25 protein-coding genes are annotated in these 25,013 nt (G+C 41.3%); 7 read left to right on the forward strand and 18 right to left on the reverse strand.

Annotation, left to right across the window (positions count from 1 at the left end; all coding sequences use genetic code 11):
* Positions 1–90: 90 nt before the first annotated feature.
* From ACL8WY_RS10685 to ACL8WY_RS10710, 6 genes are all read right to left on the reverse strand, one after another.
* Positions 91–759 carry a DUF6089 family protein gene (locus tag ACL8WY_RS10685; RefSeq protein ID WP_436514720.1) on the reverse strand — a complete coding sequence of 223 codons (669 nt, stop codon included), beginning with the start codon at positions 757–759 and terminating at the stop codon, positions 91–93.
* A 31-nt stretch (positions 760–790) separates the two neighbouring features.
* Positions 791–1,876 carry a hypothetical protein gene (locus ACL8WY_RS10690; protein ID WP_436514721.1) on the reverse strand — a complete coding sequence of 362 codons (1,086 nt, stop codon included), beginning with the start codon at positions 1,874–1,876 and terminating at the stop codon, positions 791–793.
* A gap of 160 nt (positions 1,877–2,036) precedes the next feature.
* On the reverse strand, positions 2,037–2,912 hold the full coding sequence (locus ACL8WY_RS10695; protein ID WP_436514722.1) for an NAD kinase: 876 nt from the start codon (positions 2,910–2,912) through the stop codon (positions 2,037–2,039).
* Positions 2,909–3,571 carry a hypothetical protein gene (locus ACL8WY_RS10700; RefSeq protein WP_436514723.1) on the reverse strand — a complete coding sequence of 221 codons (663 nt, stop codon included), beginning with the start codon at positions 3,569–3,571 and terminating at the stop codon, positions 2,909–2,911. The genes ACL8WY_RS10695 and ACL8WY_RS10700 overlap by 4 nt, the downstream gene beginning before the upstream one ends.
* A 7-nt stretch (positions 3,572–3,578) precedes the next feature.
* Positions 3,579–4,133, reverse strand: coding sequence for a CvpA family protein (locus ACL8WY_RS10705; protein WP_436514724.1), 555 nt, complete (start codon positions 4,131–4,133; stop codon positions 3,579–3,581).
* 1 nt (position 4,134) lies between these two features.
* On the reverse strand, positions 4,135–4,584 hold the full coding sequence (locus tag ACL8WY_RS10710) for a GatB/YqeY domain-containing protein (RefSeq protein WP_436514725.1): 450 nt from the start codon (positions 4,582–4,584) through the stop codon (positions 4,135–4,137).
* Between the two features lie 50 nt (positions 4,585–4,634).
* On the opposite strand from ACL8WY_RS10710, the gene ACL8WY_RS10715 reads away from it, so the two are divergent.
* The 4 genes from ACL8WY_RS10715 to ACL8WY_RS10730 all read left to right on the forward strand — a co-directional run bounded on the left by ACL8WY_RS10715 (position 4,635) and on the right by ACL8WY_RS10730 (position 8,075).
* Complete coding sequence (locus tag ACL8WY_RS10715) at positions 4,635–5,351, forward strand: pyridoxine 5'-phosphate synthase (protein WP_436514726.1); 717 nt, start codon at positions 4,635–4,637, stop codon at positions 5,349–5,351.
* A 45-nt stretch (positions 5,352–5,396) separates the two neighbouring features.
* Positions 5,397–6,746 carry a DNA recombination protein RmuC gene (gene rmuC, locus ACL8WY_RS10720; RefSeq protein WP_436514727.1) on the forward strand — a complete coding sequence of 450 codons (1,350 nt, stop codon included), beginning with the start codon at positions 5,397–5,399 and terminating at the stop codon, positions 6,744–6,746.
* Between the two features lie 37 nt (positions 6,747–6,783).
* On the forward strand, positions 6,784–7,161 hold the full coding sequence (locus tag ACL8WY_RS10725) for a co-chaperone GroES (RefSeq protein ID WP_436514728.1): 378 nt from the start codon (positions 6,784–6,786) through the stop codon (positions 7,159–7,161).
* Between the two features lie 77 nt (positions 7,162–7,238).
* Positions 7,239–8,075 carry a hypothetical protein gene (locus ACL8WY_RS10730; protein ID WP_436514729.1) on the forward strand — a complete coding sequence of 279 codons (837 nt, stop codon included), beginning with the start codon at positions 7,239–7,241 and terminating at the stop codon, positions 8,073–8,075.
* On the opposite strand, the gene hemB is transcribed toward ACL8WY_RS10730, so the two are convergent.
* From hemB to ACL8WY_RS10745, 3 genes are read right to left on the reverse strand one after another with little or no spacing between them, the layout of a single operon-like run.
* A complete protein-coding gene (gene hemB / locus ACL8WY_RS10735; RefSeq protein ID WP_436514730.1) occupies positions 8,026–9,000 on the reverse strand; it encodes a porphobilinogen synthase in 975 nt (324 codons plus the stop codon). The genes ACL8WY_RS10730 and hemB overlap by 50 nt on opposite strands.
* Positions 8,997–10,031 (reverse strand): WD40/YVTN/BNR-like repeat-containing protein, encoded by a 1,035-nt coding sequence (locus ACL8WY_RS10740; RefSeq protein ID WP_436514731.1) that lies wholly within the window; start codon positions 10,029–10,031, stop codon positions 8,997–8,999. Before ACL8WY_RS10740 ends, hemB begins: the two co-directional genes overlap by 4 nt.
* On the reverse strand, positions 10,028–10,654 hold the full coding sequence (locus ACL8WY_RS10745) for a hypothetical protein (RefSeq protein WP_436514732.1): 627 nt from the start codon (positions 10,652–10,654) through the stop codon (positions 10,028–10,030). Before ACL8WY_RS10745 ends, ACL8WY_RS10740 begins: the two co-directional genes overlap by 4 nt.
* A gap of 134 nt (positions 10,655–10,788) precedes the next feature.
* Between ACL8WY_RS10745 and ACL8WY_RS10750 the strand changes: the two genes are divergently transcribed.
* Positions 10,789–11,889: an aminotransferase class V-fold PLP-dependent enzyme gene (locus tag ACL8WY_RS10750; RefSeq protein ID WP_436514733.1), complete on the forward strand. Its 1,101-nt coding sequence runs from the start codon at positions 10,789–10,791 to the stop codon at positions 11,887–11,889.
* Between the two features lie 34 nt (positions 11,890–11,923).
* On the opposite strand, the gene ACL8WY_RS10755 is transcribed toward ACL8WY_RS10750, so the two are convergent.
* The gene (locus ACL8WY_RS10755) at positions 11,924–13,642 is read right to left on the reverse strand and encodes an alpha/beta hydrolase-fold protein (protein ID WP_436514734.1); all 1,719 of its coding nucleotides are present in this window, start codon (positions 13,640–13,642) and stop codon (positions 11,924–11,926) included.
* A 135-nt stretch (positions 13,643–13,777) separates the two neighbouring features.
* Between ACL8WY_RS10755 and ACL8WY_RS10760 the strand changes: the two genes are divergently transcribed.
* A complete protein-coding gene (locus ACL8WY_RS10760; protein ID WP_436514735.1) occupies positions 13,778–14,350 on the forward strand; it encodes a DUF2911 domain-containing protein in 573 nt (190 codons plus the stop codon).
* A 55-nt stretch (positions 14,351–14,405) separates the two neighbouring features.
* Here ACL8WY_RS10760 and ACL8WY_RS10765 read toward each other — a convergent pair whose 3' ends face one another.
* Complete coding sequence (locus ACL8WY_RS10765) at positions 14,406–14,957, reverse strand: hypothetical protein (protein ID WP_436514736.1); 552 nt, start codon at positions 14,955–14,957, stop codon at positions 14,406–14,408.
* A gap of 281 nt (positions 14,958–15,238) precedes the next feature.
* On the opposite strand from ACL8WY_RS10765, the gene ACL8WY_RS10770 reads away from it, so the two are divergent.
* Positions 15,239–15,730: a fasciclin domain-containing protein gene (locus ACL8WY_RS10770; RefSeq protein ID WP_436514737.1), complete on the forward strand. Its 492-nt coding sequence runs from the start codon at positions 15,239–15,241 to the stop codon at positions 15,728–15,730.
* Between the two features lie 47 nt (positions 15,731–15,777).
* On the opposite strand, the gene bioA is transcribed toward ACL8WY_RS10770, so the two are convergent.
* From bioA to ACL8WY_RS10805, 7 genes are all read right to left on the reverse strand, one after another.
* Entirely contained in the window at positions 15,778–17,070 is a 1,293-nt protein-coding gene (gene bioA, locus ACL8WY_RS10775; protein WP_436514738.1) for an adenosylmethionine--8-amino-7-oxononanoate transaminase, read from the reverse strand.
* Positions 17,048–17,653: a dethiobiotin synthase gene (gene bioD, locus ACL8WY_RS10780; protein WP_436514739.1), complete on the reverse strand. Its 606-nt coding sequence runs from the start codon at positions 17,651–17,653 to the stop codon at positions 17,048–17,050. Before bioD ends, bioA begins: the two co-directional genes overlap by 23 nt.
* A complete protein-coding gene (locus ACL8WY_RS10785; protein WP_436514740.1) occupies positions 17,646–18,755 on the reverse strand; it encodes an aminotransferase class I/II-fold pyridoxal phosphate-dependent enzyme in 1,110 nt (369 codons plus the stop codon). The genes bioD and ACL8WY_RS10785 overlap by 8 nt, the downstream gene beginning before the upstream one ends.
* Before the next feature lie 10 nt (positions 18,756–18,765).
* Positions 18,766–19,755, reverse strand: a complete 990-nt coding sequence (bioB, locus tag ACL8WY_RS10790) for a biotin synthase BioB (protein WP_436514741.1) — start codon at positions 19,753–19,755, stop codon at positions 18,766–18,768.
* A 92-nt stretch (positions 19,756–19,847) separates the two neighbouring features.
* Positions 19,848–21,011: a CHASE2 domain-containing protein gene (locus ACL8WY_RS10795; protein WP_436514742.1), complete on the reverse strand. Its 1,164-nt coding sequence runs from the start codon at positions 21,009–21,011 to the stop codon at positions 19,848–19,850.
* Positions 21,012–21,018: 7 nt separating this feature from the next.
* Positions 21,019–21,786, reverse strand: coding sequence for a hypothetical protein (locus tag ACL8WY_RS10800; RefSeq protein WP_436514743.1), 768 nt, complete (start codon positions 21,784–21,786; stop codon positions 21,019–21,021).
* A gap of 2 nt (positions 21,787–21,788) precedes the next feature.
* Positions 21,789–24,977 carry a caspase family protein gene (locus ACL8WY_RS10805; protein WP_436514744.1) on the reverse strand — a complete coding sequence of 1,063 codons (3,189 nt, stop codon included), beginning with the start codon at positions 24,975–24,977 and terminating at the stop codon, positions 21,789–21,791.
* Positions 24,978–25,013 lie beyond the last annotated feature (36 nt).

Raw genomic sequence — 25,013 nt, forward strand, 5'->3', positions numbered from 1 at the left:
TCTTAAGTCCTCCAATTCTATTTTGAAAAAGGCTACAAAAATGGGCTTTTTTTTACTTAAAGGGAATGTAAATCAATGATTTAACTTCTATTAACGAGAAAGAATTGATTGGTTGGGTCTGTATGGAAATGGACATGGCACATTGAAGAGTGTGATGCTGAAAGTAAGACCGGTAAAAAAGTACCAATCATTGTCTTTCGGGTTGCCATATTGGTAATCCTTGATGGTCTGGTCACCATCTGCTATTCCATCCAGATAGTCGAAAAACGTTTTTCTGGCTCCAATTTCAAATCCAATGGTATATTTTTTTTGAATGAGATATTTAAAACCCGCCCCTAGGGGTATTACAGGTTGAATTTTGCCAACATCTTCGTTGTCCGGAACATCACTAAAATTGATGAAGCCAATTCCACCAAAAATATATGGAGAGTAGTTTACCTCAGCTCCCTCTGTTTTAAAGTTGAGAAAATGATATTCGAAAACAGAGGATACTTCTAATACTGTTGAGCTGAATGAATGATTTCTTTGAAGTGCAAATGCATCAATTGGGGTTTCAGATCCTTTTACTTTGCCAACTGTTAAAGCTAGCTTCACAGTAAGAATCTCTGAAAAATTCATTCGATAAAATCCTGTGCCAGCCAAAGATGTAGTACTAAAGCTATAACCACGAACAAGATCGCCGGAGTAATTCATTGCACCAATGCCACCGCCGAATTCAATGAATTGAGCATTCGCTGTAGTGCCAGCACTAACAAGCACCAATAAAAAGAATAGAGATTTGCGTAAAGTATTAACGGTATTTCGCACGTTTTCTGGTCGTTCCACCCAAAACATAAGACACTTTTATCTGAGTAACGAAAATCATGTCATTATTGTCTGGATTCCCTCGAACTGATCCGTCTATGCCGGTTCCAACATTTCCTTCAATAAAGTAAGATGCTGTACCAAAATTATTCTGTACGATACGCAGATTTGTTAAATCTCTGGCTTCACCTTTAGAACTCACAGGTACAGAGCCTCTATCAGACATGATTCTTGCTAACGGATCAGTAAACTGATCTAACCCCACATAGTTTGTACTAACATCATCAATATAATCCGTAAATAAGTATCTAAACCCAAACTCAAGACCTGCAGTCAATTGTGTGTTTGGTATTCTCATCTGTGCTCCGATTGCAACAGGGATAGCGAATTCTATCGATTTGTAAGGTTCAACTATGCCTAAATTTTGACCTTCAGTCCCTAAAGGTCTAAGTTTTACCCATTCTCCTGCTTGGGGAGCAGCAACAGATCCATCCTGAGCTGTCTGATAGTCGGCATCCGGAACTTTCCCTTGAGGATCGTGGTGGAAAACAGCTGCTCCAACGGACAGATATGCATTGAAAGGAAGCCGTTGACTAGGGCCACCATAGTTAGGCAATAGAAAAATTTGAACTGCTACTCGAAACTCTTTAATGTCATTTCTAAAGCTAAGATTACGCGCATATCTTGCGAAACTATTTTCACTCCCGGGATCTGAGGCAAAATCATCACCAAATACCCTAACCCAGTTAAGGCCAGCTGTTACTGCGATTGAATGATGAAATTTATACCCCCCGTAAAGGCCAAAACCTGGTCGGGTAAAGGAAACATCTGTACTTGCCGCTTTATTTACAGGAGCTAAATCTCCAAAATAATTTCCAGCGTTAATGTTAGCCCCAACAAAATAATAGGGTTCAAACCTTCCATATCCTCTTACACCACCTTTGTAATGCGATACCTTTTTATTGGTTTGTCTCCTTGCTTTATACTTGTTTCTTCGTTGCGCTTCGGCATTATCCGCCAGCCCCAGCATGGCTACAGAAAGGATAATTACTAAAAGACTTTTGAGTTTCATATTACACTCTATTTTAAAGCACAAAAATACTGTTTTGATTTTTCCTAGCCGGTCAATACTAGATAAATAGCTTATTCTCAACGTCTAAAACTAGTGAAAGAATATTCTTTTTCGTCTGAATTATTAGTGTTTTCGCCAAAAAGATAGATAAAAGACACCTTTAGTTACGTTTATCAAAGCCCCAACCGAGCTTATTTCTGATGGTATCTGGAAAGTTTATTCCCTCTATTCGAATAAGTTTAGCATAAAATGGCGCCTTTTTCACGGTTATATTCACATCGTTTTCGATGGTTTCTGATCTTGAATCCAACGAAATAAGAAAACTTCGATTTCTTGTTTCAATTTCAAAAGATAATTCAGACTCATCGGAGACAATGAGGGGTCTAACGTTCAAATTATGCGGGCTGACTGGCGTAATGATAAAATCCTTTGAATCCGGCATCATTAATGGACCCCCGCAACTCAGTGAATAGCCTGTGGATCCAGTAGGGGTAGCAACCATAAGCCCGTCTGCCCAGTAGGTGTTTAAGTACTGTCCATTAATATAACATTTCACCATTATCATTGCTGAGGAGTCTTTTCTAAGAATCGCACACTCGTTGAGAGCGTAAGTCTTGCCATTGAAAAGATCCATATTGGTTTCGAGTTGTAGAAGTGACCGACTTTCTACTTCATATTCTCCTTTGAAGAGGAGGTAAAGCGACTCTTTGATAAACTCTTTGGCAATTGATGCAAGAAAGCCTAGCCGGCCCATGTTTATTCCTAAAATTGGGACTTCATTTTCCCCAACCCATAACAAAGACTCAAGAAAGGTTCCGTCCCCTCCAAGGCTGAACACCGAATCAAAGTCTGATGAGATTTCATCGGCAATATTTTTCTTTTTGCCTAAAAGCTTTGTGTTTCTTGAATAGAATGGAGACGTATACCATATTTCAACACCTTCTTTATTAAGTCGGTCAATGATTTGAGTAAGGTATTTTTCAGAGTCTTTTTCAACGGACAATCCATGCAAGGCTACTTTTTTGATTAAACTCATGGGTCCAAAAATTTCATTAGTAATCCAAATCGGTCTTTCTCATCAAATGAATTGTCTTCAGTATTGAAGGATGAGGTCACTTTATAACCACTATTGGAGAGACCTGTAGCAATTTGATTAACGTCTTGATGATTTATCCTTAGTACGATTTCTAATAATGAAGGGTCATCATTGTCAGGACGAACGTTAGCACCTAGAACAGTAGATCCGTTCATTTCCACCACTCGTGATATCTCCGATAGCGAATAGTCATTCAGACTTGTTTGCAATGTGACGATGGCACCTTGAGAATTGACAATAGCGGTACGGGCGAATTCCTTTAGAATATCAGAAATAAGGACAACTCCTTTGAACTCGCCATCTGAAAGAATGGCTACCATGTCTTGCTGGTGTTCGTTTTGAATCTTTAGGATATCATAATAGTGACTTGTCGCTGAAATGACACAGGATTCTCCTATTAAGGGATACGCTCCTACTTCGGGCTTCATTATTTCAGAGTCATAAAGAAGGTCTTCTGAAATAAATCCGAGAAGCTTATTGTCCTTAACAACAGGAAGTTCTTTCACTCTAAACTCGTCCATCCACTGTTTAGCACGAGCAATATCATCGCTTGGCTTAAGTGGTGGAACCATGTAGTTTATGAGTTGCTCAGCTATCATGTTTTAATCAATTTTTTGCTATTAGACTAACGTAGGACTCCCTGCTTTGGGACATATTCTCCATTGAATCTATCAGGTCTTGAATGAATGGAATCACATATCCTAACCATCCAAAAACGGTTGGCCCTATATCTACAATATACGGAAAAAGCATGGTCTTGTCTCCATACCTTTCGACCAAATCAAAGCCAACCGATTCGAAAACCCATAAAACTATGCTTAGTAGAAAGGCCCATTTTAAAAGTCCCGCCACAGCACCTGCTACGTTGTCCAGCGTTCCAAAAGGCGTCATGTCAAGAGCCTTTTTAATGGCTTTTGCACCCATTTTTATCGCCATACTCAAAAGAATAAATAGAGAGATAAAAACAATGACGGCAATTACCTCAAAATAATTACTTTCTGCGAAAAGATTTTCAGCTACAGGAATCGTTAACTCCAGAGCCAATAAGAGCCCTATAATAAAAGCAATAAAGGAAAAAAGCTCAACAATAAATCCGCGCAAGTATCCTTTAATAGCACCAATGCCCAAGACTGCAAGTATTATAAAATCAAATGTGTCCAAATTAGCTAAGTAGTTTTTTAGCTAACGAAGAAATCATTTTCCCGTCTGCCTTGCCGGCAAGTTTTTTTGTTGCTGCTCCCATTACTTTGCCCATATCTTGTGGCCCTACCGCTCCGACTTCTTCTATTACTTTTTTCACTTCCGCTTCTACTTCATTCTCAGACAGTTGTTTTGGTAAAAAACTTTCAATGACAGCTAACTCGGACTTTTCTGTAGCTGCAAGATCATCACGCCCTTGTTGTTCGAAAACTTCGATTGAATCTTTTCGCTGCTTGGCAGCCTTTGTGAGAAGCTTCATTTCGGTGTCTTCTGCAAGCTCTCCTTCAGCCCCTTTTTCTGTCTCTGCCAGCAAGATTTGCGATTTAATAGCTCTAAGTGCTCTCAAGCGATCCTTATCCTTGTTGAGCATGGCTTGTTTTATCTCTGATTCGATTGTTGATTTTAAACTCATATGTATTGTTTTTAATTGAACAACTTTGCGAAGAAAAACATTCTTGTGTTATGACCCAACTAAGTGTAAATATCAACAAGATTGCCACTCTGAGAAATGCAAGAGGAGGCAGTAATCCAAATGTGGTTCAAGTAGCTAAGGATTGTGAACGATTTGGAGCACAGGGAATAACAGTGCATCCGAGGCAAGATGAAAGACATATCACACGGCAGGATGTATATGACCTTAAGGAAGTAGTAACAACTGAGTTTAATATAGAAGGATATCCGGATGAGCGATTTATGAAAATCATAGATGATATAAGGCCAACACAAGCCACACTTGTGCCGGACCCCCCGGATGTTCTTACTTCCAATGCAGGGTGGGACACGGTACAGAACGAACAAAAACTCTCCGATATCATCAGTCAGCTTAAAGCATGGGGAATTCGTACGTCCATATTTATTGAACCGGAGAATCATTTAATGGACGGAGCAAAGAAATGTGGCACAGACAGAGTAGAGCTTTATACAGAAATGTATGCTTCAGCCTATCTAAATGATCGGGAGAATGCAGTTAAGGATTACAAGCTTTCTGCAAACCATGCTTATGAAATAGGATTGGGCATTAATGCCGGGCATGATTTAGACCTAAAGAATTTGAAATATTTCAAGGAACAGATCCCATTTATTGAGGAGGTCTCCATAGGACATGCTTTGATTTGTGATTCGCTATATTTTGGGTTAGAAAATACGATTCAGATGTATTTGAGGCAATTGGATGTTTAATGTGTTTTTTGCTAAACATTTTAGCAAAATGATTATTTTTGATCAATGGATTTTTCAAGTTTAATTTTCTTGGTTGTTGGTTTGGCTATCGGGCTTCCTGTAGGCTGGCTGATTTTTAGAGTCAAAAACACTTCAAATGTTCCAGAAAATGAGGAGGTAAAAATTCAACTAAAGCTCGAGTTGGAAAGATCTAAGAAGCTAGGGGAGGAAATCCAACAAATCAATGAGGATCTTAGGAGGGAAAGAGAAGAGGTTCTACACCTGAACAATCAGAATTCAACGCTTAAGGCAAATTATCAGAATCTTCAGACAAGGCTAGAAGAGCAAAAAGGAGAGCTCGGTCAGCTTCAAGAGAAGTTTGCAACGGAATTTAAAAATCTGGCGAACGAGATTTTTGAGGAGAAAAGCAAAAAGTTTACCGACCAGAATAAAACTAATCTCAACGAACTACTAAATCCACTTGGGCAGAAGCTTTCAGAATTTGAAAAGAAAGTAGAACAAACCAACAAGGAAAGTTTGGAGCGAAGCACAGCTCTACGAGAGCAGATCATTAGTTTGCGAGAGCTCAATGACCGGATGACCAAAGAGGCGGAGAATCTGACCAAGGCACTGAAAGGTGACGTAAAAATGCAAGGGAACTGGGGTGAAGTAATCCTGGAGCGTATCCTAGAAAAATCAGGATTAGAAAAGGACCGAGAGTACATTGTACAGGAAACCCTCCATTCTGATGAAGGCAGGAGATTGCGTCCTGATGTGATAATCAAGCTTCCCGATAATAAGAATTTAGTCATAGATGCAAAAATGTCGCTTATCGCATATGAGAAGTACATGAATGCAGAGGATGATAGCGAGAAAGGGCAACACTTAAAGGATCATATTTTATCAGTGAAAGCTCATGTGAAAGGGCTTTCAGAAAAAAATTATCATCAGTTGTTTGATGGTGGCTCTTTGGACTATGTATTGATGTTCGTTCCAATTGAGTCTGCATTTGCACTTGTGGTGCAGCATGGTGGTGAGCTTTATAATGAAGCACATGAAAAGAGTATCATCATTGTGAGTCCATCTACACTTGTGGCTACACTCAGAACGGTATCGAGTATTTGGAAGCATGAATATCAGAACCGGAACGCAATGGAAATCGCGCGTCAGGGCGGTGCTTTGTATGATAAGTTTAAGGCTTTTGTGGATGATCTCATTGAAGTTGGGAAGTCCCTGGATAAGTCAAAACAGCAATATGGACAAGCCATGAACAAGCTGGTGGAAGGAAAAGACAATCTGATTCGCAAAACAGAGCGTCTCAAAGAACTCGGTTCGAAAACAACCAAATCAATGGATGAAAAATTACTCCATCGGGCTGGGGCAAAAGATGAAGACGAGAGACCTCAGCTTTTCTAATTCAGTAATAGATTTGCCCTTTTAAAAATCTCTAGAGATGGAATTGACTTCAGACAATAAGCTGAAAAATATCATAATTGTTGGTGATCGTGTGCTGATTAAGCCTATAAAAGAATCCGAAAAGACCTCTACAGGTATCTATTTACCACCTGGTGTTCAGGAAAAGGAAAAAGTCCAGAGCGGGTACATTGTGAAAGCAGGCCCAGGATATCCAATTCCTCACTCAGTGGATGAGGAGGAGTGGAAGCCTGAAGATGAAAAAATTAAATACATCCCATTACAAGCAAAAGAAGGTGATCGAGCAATTTTCCTTCAGAAAGGTGCCTTTGAAGTTCAATACAACAACGAGAAGTACTTCATAGTCCCACAGTCATCCATATTAATGCTTGAAAGGGAAGAGGATTTATTTGGTTAGAACAGCATTTTTTCAACATTCACTACCATAATATTCTGGTAATCTTTACATTTAAAAAAGATTAACCGAATAATGAGATGCGTTTTTTATTAAGCCTTCTAATTCTTTCGATTTCATTTCACTTATCAGCTCAGGAAACCAGCGAACTTCCTTTCCAGGTGTTAGTGGCGAAAGATGCCAGTGTTTACGGCACACCAGTCAAACCCCTTCAAATGATTGATGATGTTACTTCAATAGAAGTAAAAGAGGGTGGATTTTTGAGTTTAGTACATAAAGGTGGAACGACTTATGAACATACCGAAAAGATCTTCACTTTTTATCTGAAGCCTGAGGAGCTAAAAAATAGGTCTGAAAGACCAAGGTTAAATTTACTTTATTCAGATTCTATCGCAGTTGACCCAACAAAGCTAATTACAGTCTTATCACCCGGGTTTGATAGATCGGGTTACTTAGAGTGGAATGAAAACGAACCGTTTGAACTGTACTGGCATTTGCATGATGAGCCAGTATTAAACTATGTATTAAAAGTTGCCGATAGCAAAGGAGATAAGATTCAGGACTTCCGCACGAGTAAGCATAAATATGTATTGAAACCTAATACTTACGGCCTTGCCGACGGAGCCTTTAATTTCAAGATAACAAGCACTTTCGCTGGAGAGACATTAGAGTCAAAAACTTATAGCGTTCAACTAAAGCCAGCCAAGACTTATACAAAAAAAGCGACTGACCTAATAATTATTGCTTCAGACCTTGAATTGAATCCTGAGCTGGCACTTCCTATTTGGCAACAGGCTCTCGGCATGCCTAATGGAGAGTTTTATAAGGAGCTGTTCCAAAAGTTTCTAATGCGCAATGAGCAATTGCTTACGGCTGCTGGTCAAGATGTGCAGCTGCTTCTTTCGCAAAATAAGTAAGTATTATATCTGCTCCAGCTCGTTTGATAGAAAGCAATGATTCCATCATGGCTCGATCGGCGTCTAACCAACCTTTTTGTCCGGCTGACTTGATCATTGCATATTCGCCAGATACATTGTAAGCCGCAATTGGGATATTGAAGTTTGCCTTCAATCGCTGGATGATGTCCAGATAAGCCAAGGCAGGTTTTACCATCATCACATCTGCACCCTCATTGAAATCAAGTTCAGCCTCCAGAATTGCTTCATCACTATTTGCAGGATTCATTTGATAAGTCTTTTTATCACCAAATTTTGGAGCAGAATCTAGCGCGTCGCGGAAAGGCCCATAGAATGCGCTGGCATATTTGGCGGTATAACTCATGATCCCTGTGTGAGTAAAGCCCTGTTCATCAAGCACGTTTCTGAGATAGCCAACACGGAAGTCCATCATATCAGAAGGGCCAATCATATCTATGCCTGTTTCAGCCTGTACTAATGCCATTTGGCCCAAAATATCCAATGTTTCGTCATTGAGTATTTTTCCATCTTCAACGATTCCGTCGTGACCATCACTGCTATATGGATCCATGGCTACATCTGTAATGATAAGTGCTTCTGGAAATTCTTTTTTGATTTTGGTTAGTGTCTTCAAATAGAAAAAGTTCGAATCGTAGCTCTTTGAAGCCATCTTATCCTTGTACTTCTCGTCAACTACTGGGAAGACATCAAAACCCTTGATACCAAGCTTGAGACATTCTTCAATTTCTTTGAGCATCAAGTCCTCAGAAAGCCGAAAAATACCAGGCATACTTTCTACCTCTGATTTGGATTTGCTTCCCTCTAACAAAAAAAGTGGGAAGATGAAATCATTGGTTGTTAACGTTGTCTCTTGAGCTAAATCCCGAATAGCTGAAGAAGCTCTATTTCTTCTTGGTCGCCTCATGGCTGCAAAGATATTCGCAATATTTTTCCTTCCGTACCTGAAGCATATCCGATATTATGCTTGATGCCGACAGCCCAGTAATTCAAGGTGTCTAAGGTGGTCCATGATTTCCCTAAATCCTTTGTATAATCCAGCCCTTTTGGACCACAGGCAAAAGCGAGGGCTTGATCATCAACTTTTGTGATTGCACTTCCATAGAAGGCGCCTACGGTTTGCGGTTGTTGGCCCAATATCCAAGTAGCACCTCCGTCCGTTGAAAAGGCCGTGTTATCGGTGTATTCTAAAGGCTTTAATAAGTCACCACCCGTAACAACCCCAATTTCTCCAAGGAAAGAAACGGAGGTATTTCCAGCGGCTTCTCCAGTTACTAATGGCGAACTCACAGTGCTCCATGACTGACCATAATCTTCTGTAATTAGAAATCTACAGTTACCGCTGGCACCGGTGGCGATCCATGCTTTTCCGTTATCAGCTGTGGTCACACATGTACCGCTAGCGGCAAAACCACCTTCACCTTTGCCTGCTTTTGGCATATCTGTTGAGTCTGCGCGTACCCACGTTTTGCCTCCGTCAGAGGTCAATAAGATATAAGGATAGTTATCAATCGCATCACCATATGCGATACCTCTTTGGTCATCCCAGAAATCAATACAATCCAAGAATCCGAGTGAGTCCTCCATGACAAAATTTTCCTGCCACTGGTCAGGTGCTTGGAAAGAAAATATTCTTGAGAGCGGACCGGGCCCGGCACTCATCAAAATCACGGAGTTTTCGTCAAAGGCATGGATGTCACGAAACTGCAACGAATCACCAGTGGGATGTTTGAACAGTTGCCATGTTTTGCCCTGATCCAATGAACGAACAAAAGATCCATCATGCCCGCTTACCCAAACGGTATTTTCATCTACAATGCTGATGGCTTGAAGTAGGGATTCGGTCGGGGTTTTCAATCTTTCAATTTGGGGAACAACTTCTTTTTTGGCACAGCCAAAGATGATAAGAGAAGCACCAATTAATTGTTTAATTCTCATGCCAGTGCAGGTTTAGTTTCTATGGATTTGTGAATTGCTGCTATCCATTTATTAAAAAGCTTTTGCTCCAATGCTAAAGCGAATTCGCCGTGCAACTTCCAGTCTCCAAAGAATTCATTCATCTGTTGGATCATTTCTTCCAGGTGACCTTGTTCTTCTACTACAATCATTCGTACACTGATTTTACTTTCGCTGGCTCTGAGCACTTCCTCATACACCGGATAGAGCTCATCAGCTCGAACTTCGATGGCATAAGTGACTAAAAGATAGGCGGCATATTTAAGCTTCTTTCCAGTGTACTCAAGCTTGTTTTTCAGGTATCGGCTGATGGAGGTGTCAAGTGCATGAAGATATTGTTGACTTTGTACTGGAGCCAAAAGTTCATGCATCAAATATGTCTTGCATCCTTCGAATCCGGTTTTCGTTATCTGGCTTTTGAGGTAATAGGCATGTCGCGCTTCTTCGGCGGCATGCTTAAGTACAATTTCGTCTACAAGCTGATCATGTTCGGAAGCTGAAATTTTTCGAGCTCCGGTGTTTTCCATCATGGAGAGCGAATTGAGCCACTTGGCATGGAGTTCCGGTGAGGATACAACTTGGTTGATGACGTGTTTTAAATCCATGTAGCTTTTTCAATTAAGATTCAAAGCTAGTGAGAGTGGTTAAGTTTTTTGGATTAGGATAAGATCATTTTTCTAATGAACGGACTTATCACTCATGTAATTCTTTCTTTGAGCACATTTACTAATTTCATGGCATGATCTATTTTAACAACGCTGGAACGACCTGGCCTAAACCGGAATCGGTGACTGGGGCTATCCACAGTTTTAATCAATCATCACCTGATCAATGGCTAGATGTGTTTGAGGAAGGAATTGAAACCGCTGCTTCTTTTTTTGGAATTGAGGATTCGAGTCGATTTCTATTTACTCAAAGCTGCACGCAAGCATTGGCAACTACCTTTAGTGATTTTGGCTGGAAGCCAGGAGAGCGAATGATTATAAGCACAATGGAGCATCATGCTCTATCACGATGGTTTTATAAACTACAGCATGAACGAGGTGTAGAAGGCGTGATTATACCGCGAGCTGATGATGGGCCTTTGGATTTGGAAGTATTGGAAGCTGAATTGAAAAAAGGTGCAAAAATGGTAGCCATTTCAATGGCAAGTAATGTGACTGGAGAGATATTGCCTTACGAGGAGGTCATCCGGTTGTCAAAAGAAAATAGTGCTATCTGCTTGTTGGATGGAGCTCAAACCGCGGGCATTACCCGAATAAATATTTCAAAGCTGGATCCTGATATTTTTGTATTTGCTGGCCACAAAGGTCCCTTTGGACCACAAGGTATCGGTGGTTTATACATTTCTGAAAACGTCCAGATGGTCTGTCCTGGTGCGGAATGTGAAATAGTTCCTGGAGCGAAAAAATCTTCTGTGTTTCCAACTTATTGCGATACAGGTTCGGCACCAATGATGACGATTTCAGGATTAACCGCTGGGATCAAATGGCTGGAAGAAAAAGGCTGGGATCAATTGCAGACTCATCGCAATAGACTGGTGGATAAAATGCGGAGTGGGCTCTCAGAAATTGAAGGAATTGAAATAGTAGGAGGTCGAAGATATGATAGATTCACAGGAGCGGTTTCTATTAGAAGTTCGTCAATGTCCATCAAGGAGCTCAAAGAAAAGCTATGGAACGAATATCAAATTATTGGAAGCGCCGGATTTCAGTGCGCACCTCTTGCGCATGAAGCTTTAGGTTCAGGTGAAACGGGCACCTTCAGATTGAGTGTAGGACCAATGAATACCGAAGACGAGGTAGAGGTTGTGCTTAAGGCATTATCATCGATGAGCTAGATTACCTATGTGTCATCACTTTTGGCAATGTCATTCACTTATACCTCCAACTAGTCAAATCAGCTCCAGCTGGCGCACTCTCTTCAATACGTTTTAGAATTTTTTCTACGTACATGGTATTGTATCTCAAACGTGAAATGTGATTCGGGTTTTCCTGGTCTCCATTCCAACAGTGCTCGGCGCGATCACCATAATCCACTTCGCCGGCATAGTACGGATCAGTTGTACTTTCGAGGAATTCCTCCATCATATACACTGCATTGTTGAGGTAGTAATTATCCATATCTCCACAGTAGATGTTGATTTTACCTTGAAGTTTGGAACCAAGCTCATCCCAGTCTCTTTCCAGGATGTGGCGTAGGTCATAGTTTTCTTTCCAGTACTCAGCCACCTCTTTATTGATTTCCCCGGTCTTCTTATCCCAAATCCGAACAGGATATCCATCTTCACCTTGTGGGGAATAGGTAGCTTCCCAGATGTCGAATTGCTGTCCGGATCTAGAATTGTCTCCTAAGACAAGCTCTTTGTGATTTGAGTCTTGCATATAAGAATTCACTGCGCCTAAGTAGTCTCTGTGAGCGGGGATGGGGACTTGTTTGTGTTCGCTATCGTAATAATAGGCATTGTCATATTCGTAAAGGTCCACCAGACAGTATGCACGAAAATCAATGGGATCAGGACATGCTGCAAAGCAGCCATTATACTCGTCCGGATACATAACCTGTACGGCCAGTGCTTCCCAGCCTCCGGTAGATCCTCCATAGAGAAAACGGGCCCAACCTTCACCTATACCTCGAAATTGCTCCTCGATAAATGGAACTAACTCATAGGTTATTGCATCACCGTATGGTCCTTGATTGGCAGAATTCACTGCATATGAATCATCATAGTAAGGAGTCGGGTGTTGGATTTCGATGATGATAAACCTTGGGAAGTCATCACTGATCCATTGTAAGTATTGATTGTAAGCTTCTTGTTGCTGCATGATATTGTAGCCCGATACGTTAAATCTTGCGGAATAATCTGGCTCAAGATTGGGATCGGGTGGAGTAGTTCTGAAGCCACCAAAGTCTGATGGGTAATGTCCATGAAAAATCATCAAAGGATAATTGGCTTCCGGATGTTCCTCAAATCCTTTTGGAAGGAGGACATGAGCCCCGAGATACATATCTCGCCCCCAGAATTCACTCAAAAGCTCACTTTTCATTTTGATGTGTTTGATCCACTTGGTGTCTTCAGGTTCTTCCACAGGAGGAATGATTTGATCCATTACAATGGAGAAATTAGCCGATTGATTTTCTTCAATAGTTACTTTCACAGGAGTACTATACAGGTTGCCCGGCGATCGATTCCATTGCTGTCCCTCGCCATTATCCATCGGGAGTTTCACAGTGTGACCTGTAGATAAGTTGAAGGTTTCGTAGGTATGGAGCAATGCCTGCACCCAATAGTCACCCGGTTTCAGGTCGTTTAGACTTTGGATGGGATATCCAAACTGTGAACCATCAAATTGGACAGGATTTCCTGAAGCCATCTTTTCCACATTTTGCCCGTAAACCAACTGTGTGTTCGGACCGTCATTGATCTGAAACCGTGGTTCTGCGGAATCATCAGTAGAAATCAATAGCAATAATCTGCCGTCAATCGATTCATCAGACTCAGATGAGTAGGAAACATTGAAGGTGATTGAGGGTTGTGATGGTTGGCAACCATAGCAGATTATTGCCACTGCAAGGAGGATATAGGTTTTCATAAGTCAGGTTTTGAGACACTTAAGATAACGATAATCTCGATGTAATAAATGGGTTGACATTTGGAAGGCCTTCTAGAATGAACAATCTTCTGATTTTCAAGGTTTATGTGCTGAATCAATCGAACCTTAACAATTATGAAAAAATTATTGGTACTAGTAATTGCATGTATGGCCTTTACAGGTGCAGATGCTCAGGAGTTTCCAGAATTGGATGCAAGCCCAATGGATGCGGCGTATTTTCCTCCCAGAGCAGCATTTCGTGCTTTTGCAAAAACAGATGAAGAGCGAAAAGCTAATGAGCCAAAGATCAGAGTGGTCTATTCCAGACCACAAAAGAATGACCGAGATGTTTTTGGTGGTTTAGTAAAGTATGGTGAAGTATGGCGTCTTGGCGCTAATGAATCTACTGAGATTCAATTTTATCAGGCGGTCACCATCGGTGATGCCAAGCTCGTACCAGGAAGGTATACTGTATATGCTGTTCCTAGTGAAAGTGATTGGGAAGTGCATATTAGCACGGACAATGATGGCTGGGGACACTATGCTTTCAAACCGGAAGAAAGTACGGTTGCGAAAATCAAAGTCCCTACGCAGAAGGCCCCTTCCACATTAGAAGCATTTACCATCATGTTTGAAGCATCAGATGATGGTGCCCACATGATAATGGGATGGGAAGACACAATGGTGCGCGTTCCAATTAAAATGTAATCCGAAAACCCGATAAGTTTAGCATAGGCTCCTGATCAGGAGCCTATTTTTTGTTTTATCTCCAAGAGATCTGAACTTCAAATAGTTCATCACCTTTAGCGATGGAGCGTGTAGTTCGTACAGAAAGGTCTTTGCATCCACAAAGCTCCAAAGCTTTCTCCATCCAACCAGCTATTCGATATTCAAGGTATTCGTTTTCGGTTGGAAGCTTAGTGAAATGGACAAGCATGGAGTGATCAGAGCTGTCCACTACGTTAACTTCTGTTGGAGCATAAAAAGTAGCGAGAACCCGTGAGGCGCGCTTTATCAAAAATGAAGGAGAACTAATCACTACAAAGACCTTATATAGTCCGGTGAGTCCTACTTCAGCGCTGTATCTTCCAGATTTCCAGGCGCCTTCTTTAGGGCTGCCATAAAATAGATCACACATAATTCTGGTGGGTTCCAAAATCCCCTCATTGATCGGATACCACTTTGAACTTGTGGTTCTCTCCATTAATTCTTGAGATTTTTCGGATAGCGAGCTTATCCATTTTTCGTAATTATCAGGGTGTGCCTCTTTTACATAGGCATTGATGTTGCTGACTACAGAGCCTCTTACTTCCATTTGGTAGTGATTTTAGTGGTTAGGATCAGCAAAAAAGTAAAAGTCAAATTGACCTGCAAGCAAGAAGCTACATTTTAGACAAAACAAGTGGTTGTTCTTGATTAGTAAGTAAGATGACAGCTGGATATGACTAAGTCACAGTTTCAAAAGCCTCATTTTGTTTAAGAAAATCGCTTAAATGGTCGATTTCAGTGATAGAAAACATCAATATTATGTTTCTGTTACCGATCGAAACAATCGTCTGGTTAATCGCTTTCACTTGCAATTAAATTAAATGAATTATGAGAAGTATTAAATCTTTTATTGCAAGTGTTGCTATGATAACCTTGCTTACATTCAACGCTAAAGCCCAGGATAAAAACATTGTTGAGTTGGCTGTAGGCACAGAATCTTTATCCACATTGGTCACAGCTGTGAAAGCTGCTGGATTGGTAGAAACATTAAGCGGAAAGGGACCATTCACGGTATTTGCACCAACAAACGATGCATTCAATAGCCTTCCTGCCGGAGTTCTTGAATCTTTGTTAAAACCTGAAAATAAGGACAAGCTGGTAGCTGTCTTGACTTATCATGTAGTAGGGTCAAAAGTGATGTCTACTGACTTGAAAGATGGAATGAAGGCAGGTACAGTTCAGGGTGATAAAATCACTGTAGATCTCAAGAATGGCGCGAAAATCAATGATGCAAATGTTGCTAAGGCAGATATTAAGGCTTCAAATGGTGTAGTACATGTAATTGACAAAGTGATTCTACCTCCATCACTTAAGCTATAATTGAACGAATAGTTAAAAGATAAGCCCTTCAGATTGGAGGGCTTTTTTTATGGATTTATAAAACTAACCATGGCTTTGGTCAAAGTGCTGAGGTCCTCTTCGGAAATGACGTAGGGCGGCATCACATAAATTAAGTTTCTGAAAGGCCGGATCCACACGCCATGCTCAACAAAGAATTTTTGAGCCATGGAAACATCCACTGAGTCTTTCATTTCGATTACCCCAATAGCGCCCAACACACGGACATCTTTAACTGAAAGAGCTACCGCCATTGGTACCAATTCATTTTTTAGCTGTTTTTCAATTTCTGCAACCCTTTTCTGCCAGTTTGAGTGAAGAAGAAGCTCCAGACTCTTATTTGCGATGGCGCATGCCAATGGGTTTCCCATAAACGTAGGACCATGCATGAACACGCCTGCTTCGCTATTCGAAACAACTTCGGCTATCTCCCTAGTACAAAGAGTTGCTGCCAGCGTCATGTATCCTCCGGTAAGCGCTTTGCCGACACACATAATGTCAGGAGTGATTTCCGCATGCTCACAAGCAAACAATTTACCTGTTCTTCCGAAGCCTGTTGCAATTTCATCGGCGATCAAGAGCATATCATTTTCATCGCATAGCTGACGTATCTTCCTTACGAAATCCGGTGAATAAAACCACATTCCTCCTGCACCTTGAACGATTGGTTCTAAAATAAAGGCAGCACATTTTTCTGCATTCAGCCGGAAAAACTGCTCCAGTCGAGAAAATTCATGGTCTTTATAGCTTTCATTAAATCGTTTGGTTGGCTGGTCAATAAATATGTGCTTAGGAAGAAATTCGGAGAAAAGGTGATGCATGCCACCTTCAGGATCGCATACGGACATGGCACCTGTGGTATCTCCGTGGTAGCCATTTCGGATAGTCATGAATTTATACTTGCCTGACTTTCCTTTTGCATGTTGGTACTGAATTGCCATCTTCATGGCTACTTCGACGGACACAGACCCACTGTCAGAAAGGAATACTTTATCCAAACCTAATGGAGTGATTTCGACCAACTTTTGGCAAAGCTTTATAGCGGGCTCATGAGTGATGCCACCAAACATCACATGAGCCATCTTTTTCATTTGCTCTTTGGCTGCCTCATTTAATTCCGGGACGTTGTATCCATGAATGGCTGTCCACCAGCTGGACATTCCATCGATTAGTTCTTTTCCATTATCAAGTTTGAGTCTTACACCTGATGCTGAAACAACTGGATACGTAGGCAATGGATTTGTAAGAGAAGTATATGGATGCCAGATATGATCTCTATCAAATTCAAGAAGGTCTGAATTAAAGTTTGAGTCTTGAGGCATACTTTTTTATGATTTCAGGTGTAATTGATTCTTCCATATCTACTTGGAGTAGGCATTTTAGTCCTGACCTTTTTTGAATGACCTCAAAGCTCGACTGGTTTTTTTCACCATTGAAGATAATCCCAAGCACTGGAATGTTGCGACTTTTCAGCAAGCTTAAGGTGAGCAATGTGTGGTTGATGCTACCTAAATAATAATTGGCAACCAACACAACAGGAACATTTGTCTTCTGAACCCAATCGATATTAACAAAGTCATCTCTAAGTGGAACCATAAGTCCGCCTGCCAATTCGATTATCAGTGAATTGTCGGTGGATGGTAATTGGAGCTTTGATTCTTCAATTGATACCTTATCAATTTCAGCTGCGGCATGAGGTGACATGGGTTCGGTCAACCTGTATGCCTCCGGATGAATCTCAACACCGGGTGCCCATTTACCAATTTTATGTGAGTCTGTATTGTCCAGATCTCCTGCTTGCACTGGTTTCCAATAGTCTGCAGAAAGCGCTTTACAAAGGATCGCAGAAATAACCGTTTTACCGGTATCCGTGCCAATGCCCGCAACGATATATCTATCACTCATCACTTAGTACATTAAATAACTGATCAATTTCTTCCTTGGTGTTGTATGTATGAATGCAAAATCGGATTCGTTCTGAACCTTCCGCTATGCTAGGCTTGCGAATAGGCAATGCATTGATGCCTGATTCACTTAGTTTCATTCCGAGTTCAACTACATTTTCATTGCCGGGGACGATCAGCGATTGAATTTGTGAATGAGAATTCAACCAGGAAGAATTGGTCTTATTCCGTTTTTCCACGAAGTAGGAAATGTTCGATTGAAGCTTCTTGCGCTCATTTTCAATTTCAGGTAATAGCTGATACATTGCTTCGATTGCGCAAAACTGGTGCACCGCAGGGGCTGTAGAAAAAATAATAGATCGGGAAAAATTCACTTGATAATCTTTGAGCCATTTTGGCCCGATCACTGCCGCACCATGTATTCCAGGACCTTTTCCGTATGTCATTATCCTAGCTAAAACCTGATCCTGCAGGCCAAATTCCTGTACGAGACCAGAACCACTTTCTCCACGGACTGCCATGGAATGTGCTTCGTCCACGATAAGCTGAGCTTCATTTTTATTGCAGACTTCCACGATATCTTTTAATGGACAGATATCTCCGTCCATGGAGTAAATCGATTCCACAGTTACAATTTTTTGACCTGTATATTCTTTAAGTTTTTTATCTAAATCGCTTGGGTCATTATGGAAAAATCGCACCCTTTTCGAATGTCCCAGTCGTGCTCCATCAATGAGGCTGGCATGGATCAATTCATCACAAAACAATGTTGTTTCGCGGGTCGCAAGAGAAGAAATAAGACCAAGGTTAGCAGTATATCCTGAGGAATAGATGAGCGCACTTTCGGTTTTATGGAAGTCTGCTACCAGTTGCTCGACGCTTTCCATGTATGTGGAGTTGCCACTTAATAGCCGTGAGCCTGTGGCTCCATTTTGGATAGATTTATTTGAAGCAAGAGCTTGAATTGCATCCGCGAGCTTAGATGATTGAGCCAGACCTAGATAGTCATTGGAACAAAAATCAATCCCCTCTGGTGGGAGGGGAAGGATGCGTAGCAGATGCTGCTTTTTTCTTTCTTCGAGTGCCTTCTGATAGCTATTCAAACCAATGAATTTATGCTTCCACCTCAGACTCTTTTTTGTCGTACTTAAACGCTTCTCTTGATTTCAAGCCGAGCAAGTCAAACATTTCTTTGTCATCGTTGAAATCAGGATTTGGAGTAGTCAAGAGCTTGTCGCCTGCGAATATTGAATTTGCGCCGGCCATAAAGCAGAGCGCTTGCTCGGTCAAACTCATTCCTTCTCTACCTGCGGATAGTCTCACGACAGATGCAGGCATTACCAATCTTGCGGTTGCGATCATTCGGATCAATTCATGAGCGGCAACACGCGGCTGCTCTGCCAGTGGCGTACCTTCAACCGGTACAAGTGCATTTACCGGAACTGATTCCGGGTGTACCTCCATGTTTGCAAGTGTGAGCAGCATTCCCATTCGATCTTCGGCAGATTCACCCATTCCAATAATCCCGCCTGAGCAGACAGTGATTTTTGCTTTGCGCACATTGTCAATCGTCTTGAGTCTATCGTCGTATTCTCTTGTGCTGATTATATCATCATAGTAGGCTTCTGATGTATCGATGTTGTGATTGTAGGCATACAATCCTGCGTCTGCCAGTTTCTTAGCCTGATCCTCTGATACCATTCCCAGTGTGCAGCAAACCTCCATATCCATGCTGTTCACTGTTTTCACCATGTCCAGAACTTTATCAAAGTCTCGATTGTCTCGGACTTCTCTCCATGCTGCACCTAAACACATCCGAGATGCACCATTGGCTTTAGCTGATTCTGCCTGTGCTCGCACTTCGTCCACTTCCATGAGCTTATGAACCTTGATATCGGTATGATATCTTGCTGCCTGAGGGCAATAGGCACAATCTTCCGGGCAACCACCAGTTTTAATTGATATCAAGCTGCTTACCTGCACTTCTTTCGGGTCGTGATACTTTCGATGCATCGTTGCAGCTTCAAATACCAACTCCATGAGCGGGCGGTTGTATATCTCTGCAATTTCTTCTAGCGTCCAGTTGTGTCTTACTTCAGTCATAATGCATCATTAAATCTTACTTGCAAGTATAGTTTATTCGTGCTCAGTGAGGAAGAAAGAGTGGCTAGAAATCAAGGCAAATAGTAGGAAGCTTATGTGGATTTATGATAAAATAGAAAGCCAGCAAGTCGATCCACAACATAGTAGGCCACAGCCAGGAAGAAGACATTAAGATGGATATTGAATAGTATGTAGCAGCAAATTGACACTATTGTCAGTATCAGAAAGTAGCTGGCAAATCCTGCCATGTATCTGGAGAGCTTCTTGTTTGCTATTTTATTGATGCGTTTTTCTATCATATCTCCCTCGACAAATGCGAGGTAGCTCATGTAAGCATAGCTGATAGCAAGCAGCAAGAGAAACCAAAAGTTGACAATGGTATCACCTTGCTGAATGGTAAGGAAGGCATTCAATAGAATCAGTGGTCCAGACGTGATTTCCAGCACGGTTTCATGCATGTCGTTTTCAAAGAAATCGCCAATCACGACAATTTTATTTGCAACATATGCTTGTATATCCTCATCGGGTAGATATAACAATTCGCCCAAACTCACAGGGTTAAATCCTGCTTCCAGATCATAGATATCCTTCTGCAGGATCCGGTAATTCATGATGAAATTGTTCATAGTCCAGTTGGTTCCAACTTTGACGAAAGGACCATTTTTTTTACTTTTTTGTTTGCTCAATGATTCGAATACTTTGAGTGGAAGAAGCTTCGCGGTATCACTATGTATCAGTTGGTATTTATAGACTCCTTCAAAAGCACTTCCAATCATATAGTCGGATATTCCATAATCCGCCTGATTAAAAATAGGAGGTTCGAGCACACCTTGCTCGTTGATATGGGCCGAAAGGATGATGTTGTCCATCAAAGCTAATTCACGTGTAAGCTCATGGTCGCTTGTAGATGAATCCACGAAGTGGATATCCGTCATGATAAATTTTGGCTTTGCGCTACCCGAATTTATGGCGTGAAAGAATTGAGCTAATTTTTGTCTGTCCGTGATGGCCTGATTACCAACCGGGAAACCAAACTCATCGTATCTATCGATTAATTCAAGATCATAGGAGGTATTGATAAGTACAAAATCTTCAGAATCCGGGCGCTCGCGGTTGGCAAAATTCAATGCTGTCGTACTCCAGATAAGAAATTTCTCATCGCTGGCAAGCCACGGTAGCTTCATCAGGTAGAAAGTAAATGCCATCATCAGCAAGGTGTTGATGACAATGAGCGATATGAGTAGAATTCTTTTCAAGGATAAACTAAAGCTCGTTGATGGCTTGTTTGAGTTGTTCTTCGGTGCATTTTCCGTACATCGAATTAATCAGTTCAAGAACTGCTTCTTTGCTGTTTTTCTGAAATTGTTCAAGTAATGATTTTAGTTCTTCATCCGAAACAACAGTCAGATTTAAATTGGTAATGAATGAAGATGTCTGGTCCTCTGCTTTAAAATAAAATAGCTTGATATCACTAATGAGTGAATGATCTATTGGCGAACCATCCACTGAATAGAAGCTATTTGTTTCAATAACAAGTTTGTCATCCACATTTCCTAGCTTCTTGTTAATCGTCTCTCCATTGTAAGCATATTGAGCATAGAAGAAGTTGCTCTCTGACATGGGATAACTGGCAGGCGAAACTGTGACACGGTACTTACTTCCTACCAATGCAATCGCACCATCGCCGAAGTGCTTTTGAAAGTCCAATGCATTGTTGATAGATCCAGCTCGGGTACTTAGTCTACCACGAACAGGTGATATTACCGAACTCAGTGCATAAAGCGCGTCACTTTGAGAGGTGGAAGCTTCTGTTTCTTGTATGACAAAGCGGCCTCTAGCAGAACTAAGCACAGCCGCTCGCGCACCCAGTGTCTCAAATTTTAGGTTGGCATCCTCGGAGATTTTTAATCCTTTGGCTAAGTACTTACCAGATTTTGCGTCATAAATTTTCCCAATCGTATGGATAACAGTGTAGGACTGACTTTGGGCGTAAAAGCAAATGAATAGCAGGAGCATGGATAGGCTTCTCATAATCAATAGATTTTGAAATCGTTCTTAATATTTTCTTCCCTTGATGTTGGAACTTGTTTGCCGTTGCTTAGCAGAATCACTTGCTCGCCAACATATTGTCGGATTTCCGATACTCTGTAGTCCCGATCCCGGTTGAGGTCAGCGCGTCTTGTGGTAAAACCTTTGATTAGACAGCTGGTGAAAAGGCCATTTTCGGAGTTGAGGCCTTCTGCTGCAAACTCAGTTCCTCCGGCTGCAGAAATGACTGTAGCACCTGTGCCTTTGCGCATATCGCTAAACAGAGTTTTTGAAAGCTCAAGTGTATTGCCTAGCCCAAAGCTGTTTGCTTTCAGTTTAACAAGTGATCCGGTTGATCGAAAAGAAACTGATCCTACAGCACTGATGGATTGCTCTGCTTCTTCTACATCATCCTGATCCAGCTCGCCTGCATGACACGTGTCCATCATCAGCAATTTGTTTCTGCATGGAATGCCATCAATTAAAGATTGAAGTGTTTCATAAGATAACCCGCCGCTGGCGGGATCATTGAAGTCCATATTATGTGTGGCGAAATAGTAAGTGTAGTCCTTATCAAGCACACCATGACCAGCTATGAAGATCATAACCACATCATCAACTTTGGCTTGCTCCACAAATGACCTGATGGCTTTGATATTGGTATCTGTTGCTTCTTGATTTACAATCAATTTTTCGAACACATTCTCATATTCTGATGAACCTTTCATTGTGGCGATGATATCTGAGGCATCCTTGGCAGCAAATGCCAGATTGTGTTGTGACTGCTGATATTCTGATACTCCGATGGAAACAAGATAGAGATCAGGCTTATCAAAGTCAGTCGTGAGTTGAATTTCAAATGATTCCGGAAGTGATTCCAGGCCTTTACTATTGATAGCAGTCACCTTGATTTCATTTAGGCCTTTGCTTAGGTCAATAGTAATGTCCTTCGCTATGGTCTTGGAAGAAGCCACCGAAATGCCTTTTGATCCAAATGCAGGCACATCATTGACATAAACCTGCAGCCTGTTTATGGTTTGATTTTGGTCGTTGGCTGATGCCTTAAAGGTCAGCGAACGTTGATCTGTTTCTAGTGGGATCGCAAGTACATCAACTTCAATTGTTGGCAGTTCATTGGTATTGGAAAGGTCGTCCGAGTTAAATCCTAGTCTTTTCAGCCGTTTGTTGTATGCTGCCTCATATGAGTCTATCAGTTTTTGAGGAGCGTAACCAAGTGTTTTAGCAATGATATCCGGTCGGTTGTATTTGAGCTCTAACTGCTCGAATGGCAGTACATTGTTTCCATCTTTAAATGCGATCGCTTTGGCAGCATTTTTTGAGGAGGTATAATAATAGTCAGGTGTATATGCAATGAATCCACTATCACCAATGAGTGCCATGCTGACGGTTTTTTTACCTGATTCAAGATCATAAAGCGAGATTTCACCAGACTCATTTGTGGTGATAGCCATTTTAGAATCAATGCTAAACACAGCGTCTGTAATGACACCTTGCTGAGTGTCCGTGATGATTTCCTGGCTACCATTTTTAATGGAAACATCGTATCCCTCGAAGGCGATGGTGAAGTTTCCGCGTTTGAATTTATCCTCCAGAATCTCAGGATTGCCTTTATATTTCTTGCTTTTAAATTCGCTAATTGACCATTCGTTTAGTGTGCCGGTATCGGTCAATGCCCAGATTTTATCTTTGTCGTTCGGGTTGAATTTTACCCAAACCATATTATCCTTTTTATCCTTGATGGTTTTGAAAAGCCTGCCTGTTTTGAAGTTCCAGACCTTCATGAAAGAAGTGTTTTCGGCAGTAGTAGCCATGTATTTACCATCAGCAGAAATATCGATGTGGTTAATGTCAGAAGAACGATCAAATGTTCGTACCAGCGTCCCTGTAGTGATATCCCACATTGTCATATTTCTATCCAAAGAACCAACAAGAATGTGTTTACCATCTGGCATAACATCTACTGCTAATGCTGGCTGAACATAGCCTTCCATATCTCTGATTTTTCGCCCCGTTTGGTAATCCCAGAGTTTGAGTTGCCTTTTGTGGTCGGACGTGACGATAGTTCTGTAGTCCGGAGACAATGCCAACCAGTTGGTGTTTTTGGTGATGTTTTTAATTTCTTTAACCACCGGCGGTACATAGTTTACAGCTGCTTTTTTTCCAGGCTCCGGGAAGTCGGCATTTTCTATATCATACACTTTGATGGATCGTTCCTCATTTACAATCACTTTGGTTTCATCCTTGCTCAGCACAGCCACGCCTCTAGGGTTGTTGAGTTGCCACCGAATAGGCTTGGAAACCTCACCAAATGATTCACGATCATCGCTTAATTCAATGAGGGAAACGCTAGCACTTCCGGTATTTTCTTCTTCGCCTTTTTCTGCTAGAAAAGGAGTAAAAATGTTTTGAGAGAAAAGTATCTTTTTACCGTCATTGGTAAACTGAATGTTGGAATAAGTCATTACAAAAATGGTGGTCATCCCTTTTCCTACTCTGCCGTTGGCAACATTTCCGATTACAGCAAAGCCTGTCATTATGGCTTTTGTATATGCAATTGCAGCGCCCGAGCCTTTCACATTATCGAGAGCATCAGCTAAAATTTTGCCTTTTTCAGGATCCACTAACTTTACTTCAACTCCGTTGTTTTTACCACCTCCAGTCACGATTCGATCTCCTTCAGGAGAAATAGCCAGGTTCATGATGGGGGCTGAAAAACCTGAAATCGTTTTGATGGAATCACCAGCTGCGGTCCAAATTTTCAGTAATTCATCATCTCCACCTGTTATTATTTTGGAAGCATCTTTTGAAAGTTTCGCGGTATTTGCAGAGCCGCTATGTGCTTTGATTTTACTGCGGATATCTCCGGTAATTGCATCCCATAGAATGACGGTACCGGCTCGATCAGCGCTTACCAGAAGTTTACCGTCATCTGACAAATGAATGGAATTGACCGGGGCTTCATGTGCATTGAAAGTATTGACATCAATGCCTGTTTGAACATCCCACATTTTAATAGACTTGTCATCACTGGCGGAATACACATATTTTCCGGCGGGTGAATACTGCACCATATTGATGCCCGCGGTGTGGCCTTGTCTAATTATCAGCTCATTTCCCTGACTGAAAGAAAAATGAATAGAAAGTACGAATAGCAGAAAAAATGCCTTGGTCATGATAGGAAGTTTTTATGATAAAAAAGCGATCAACTG

It is taken from the genome of Ekhidna algicida (genome assembly GCF_051379705.1).
Classification (GTDB): domain Bacteria; phylum Bacteroidota; class Bacteroidia; order Cytophagales; family Cyclobacteriaceae; genus Ekhidna.

Coding starts and splice junctions, on each gene's coding strand:
- ACL8WY_RS10690 (WP_436514721.1), bottom strand. CDS start 1,876: ATGAAACTCAAAAGTCTTTTAGTAATTATCCTTTCTGTAGCCATGCTG.
- ACL8WY_RS10695 (WP_436514722.1), bottom strand. CDS start 2,912: ATGAGTTTAATCAAAAAAGTAGCCTTGCATGGATTGTCCGTTGAAAAA.
- ACL8WY_RS10700 (WP_436514723.1), bottom strand. CDS start 3,571: ATGATAGCTGAGCAACTCATAAACTACATGGTTCCACCACTTAAGCCA.
- ACL8WY_RS10710 (WP_436514725.1), bottom strand. CDS start 4,584: ATGAGTTTAAAATCAACAATCGAATCAGAGATAAAACAAGCCATGCTC.
- ACL8WY_RS10715 (WP_436514726.1), top strand. CDS start 4,635: ATGACCCAACTAAGTGTAAATATCAACAAGATTGCCACTCTGAGAAAT.
- rmuC (WP_436514727.1), top strand. CDS start 5,397: ATGGATTTTTCAAGTTTAATTTTCTTGGTTGTTGGTTTGGCTATCGGG.
- ACL8WY_RS10725 (WP_436514728.1), top strand. CDS start 6,784: ATGGAATTGACTTCAGACAATAAGCTGAAAAATATCATAATTGTTGGT.
- ACL8WY_RS10730 (WP_436514729.1), top strand. CDS start 7,239: ATGCGTTTTTTATTAAGCCTTCTAATTCTTTCGATTTCATTTCACTTA.
- hemB (WP_436514730.1), bottom strand. CDS start 9,000: ATGAGGCGACCAAGAAGAAATAGAGCTTCTTCAGCTATTCGGGATTTA.
- ACL8WY_RS10740 (WP_436514731.1), bottom strand. CDS start 10,031: ATGAGAATTAAACAATTAATTGGTGCTTCTCTTATCATCTTTGGCTGT.
- ACL8WY_RS10745 (WP_436514732.1), bottom strand. CDS start 10,654: ATGGATTTAAAACACGTCATCAACCAAGTTGTATCCTCACCGGAACTC.
- ACL8WY_RS10750 (WP_436514733.1), top strand. CDS start 10,789: ATGATCTATTTTAACAACGCTGGAACGACCTGGCCTAAACCGGAATCG.
- ACL8WY_RS10755 (WP_436514734.1), bottom strand. CDS start 13,642: ATGAAAACCTATATCCTCCTTGCAGTGGCAATAATCTGCTATGGTTGC.
- ACL8WY_RS10760 (WP_436514735.1), top strand. CDS start 13,778: ATGAAAAAATTATTGGTACTAGTAATTGCATGTATGGCCTTTACAGGT.
- ACL8WY_RS10765 (WP_436514736.1), bottom strand. CDS start 14,957: ATGGAAGTAAGAGGCTCTGTAGTCAGCAACATCAATGCCTATGTAAAA.
- ACL8WY_RS10770 (WP_436514737.1), top strand. CDS start 15,239: ATGAGAAGTATTAAATCTTTTATTGCAAGTGTTGCTATGATAACCTTG.
- bioA (WP_436514738.1), bottom strand. CDS start 17,070: ATGCCTCAAGACTCAAACTTTAATTCAGACCTTCTTGAATTTGATAGA.
- bioD (WP_436514739.1), bottom strand. CDS start 17,653: ATGAGTGATAGATATATCGTTGCGGGCATTGGCACGGATACCGGTAAA.
- bioB (WP_436514741.1), bottom strand. CDS start 19,755: ATGACTGAAGTAAGACACAACTGGACGCTAGAAGAAATTGCAGAGATA.
- ACL8WY_RS10800 (WP_436514743.1), bottom strand. CDS start 21,786: ATGAGAAGCCTATCCATGCTCCTGCTATTCATTTGCTTTTACGCCCAA.
- ACL8WY_RS10805 (WP_436514744.1), bottom strand. CDS start 24,977: ATGACCAAGGCATTTTTTCTGCTATTCGTACTTTCTATTCATTTTTCT.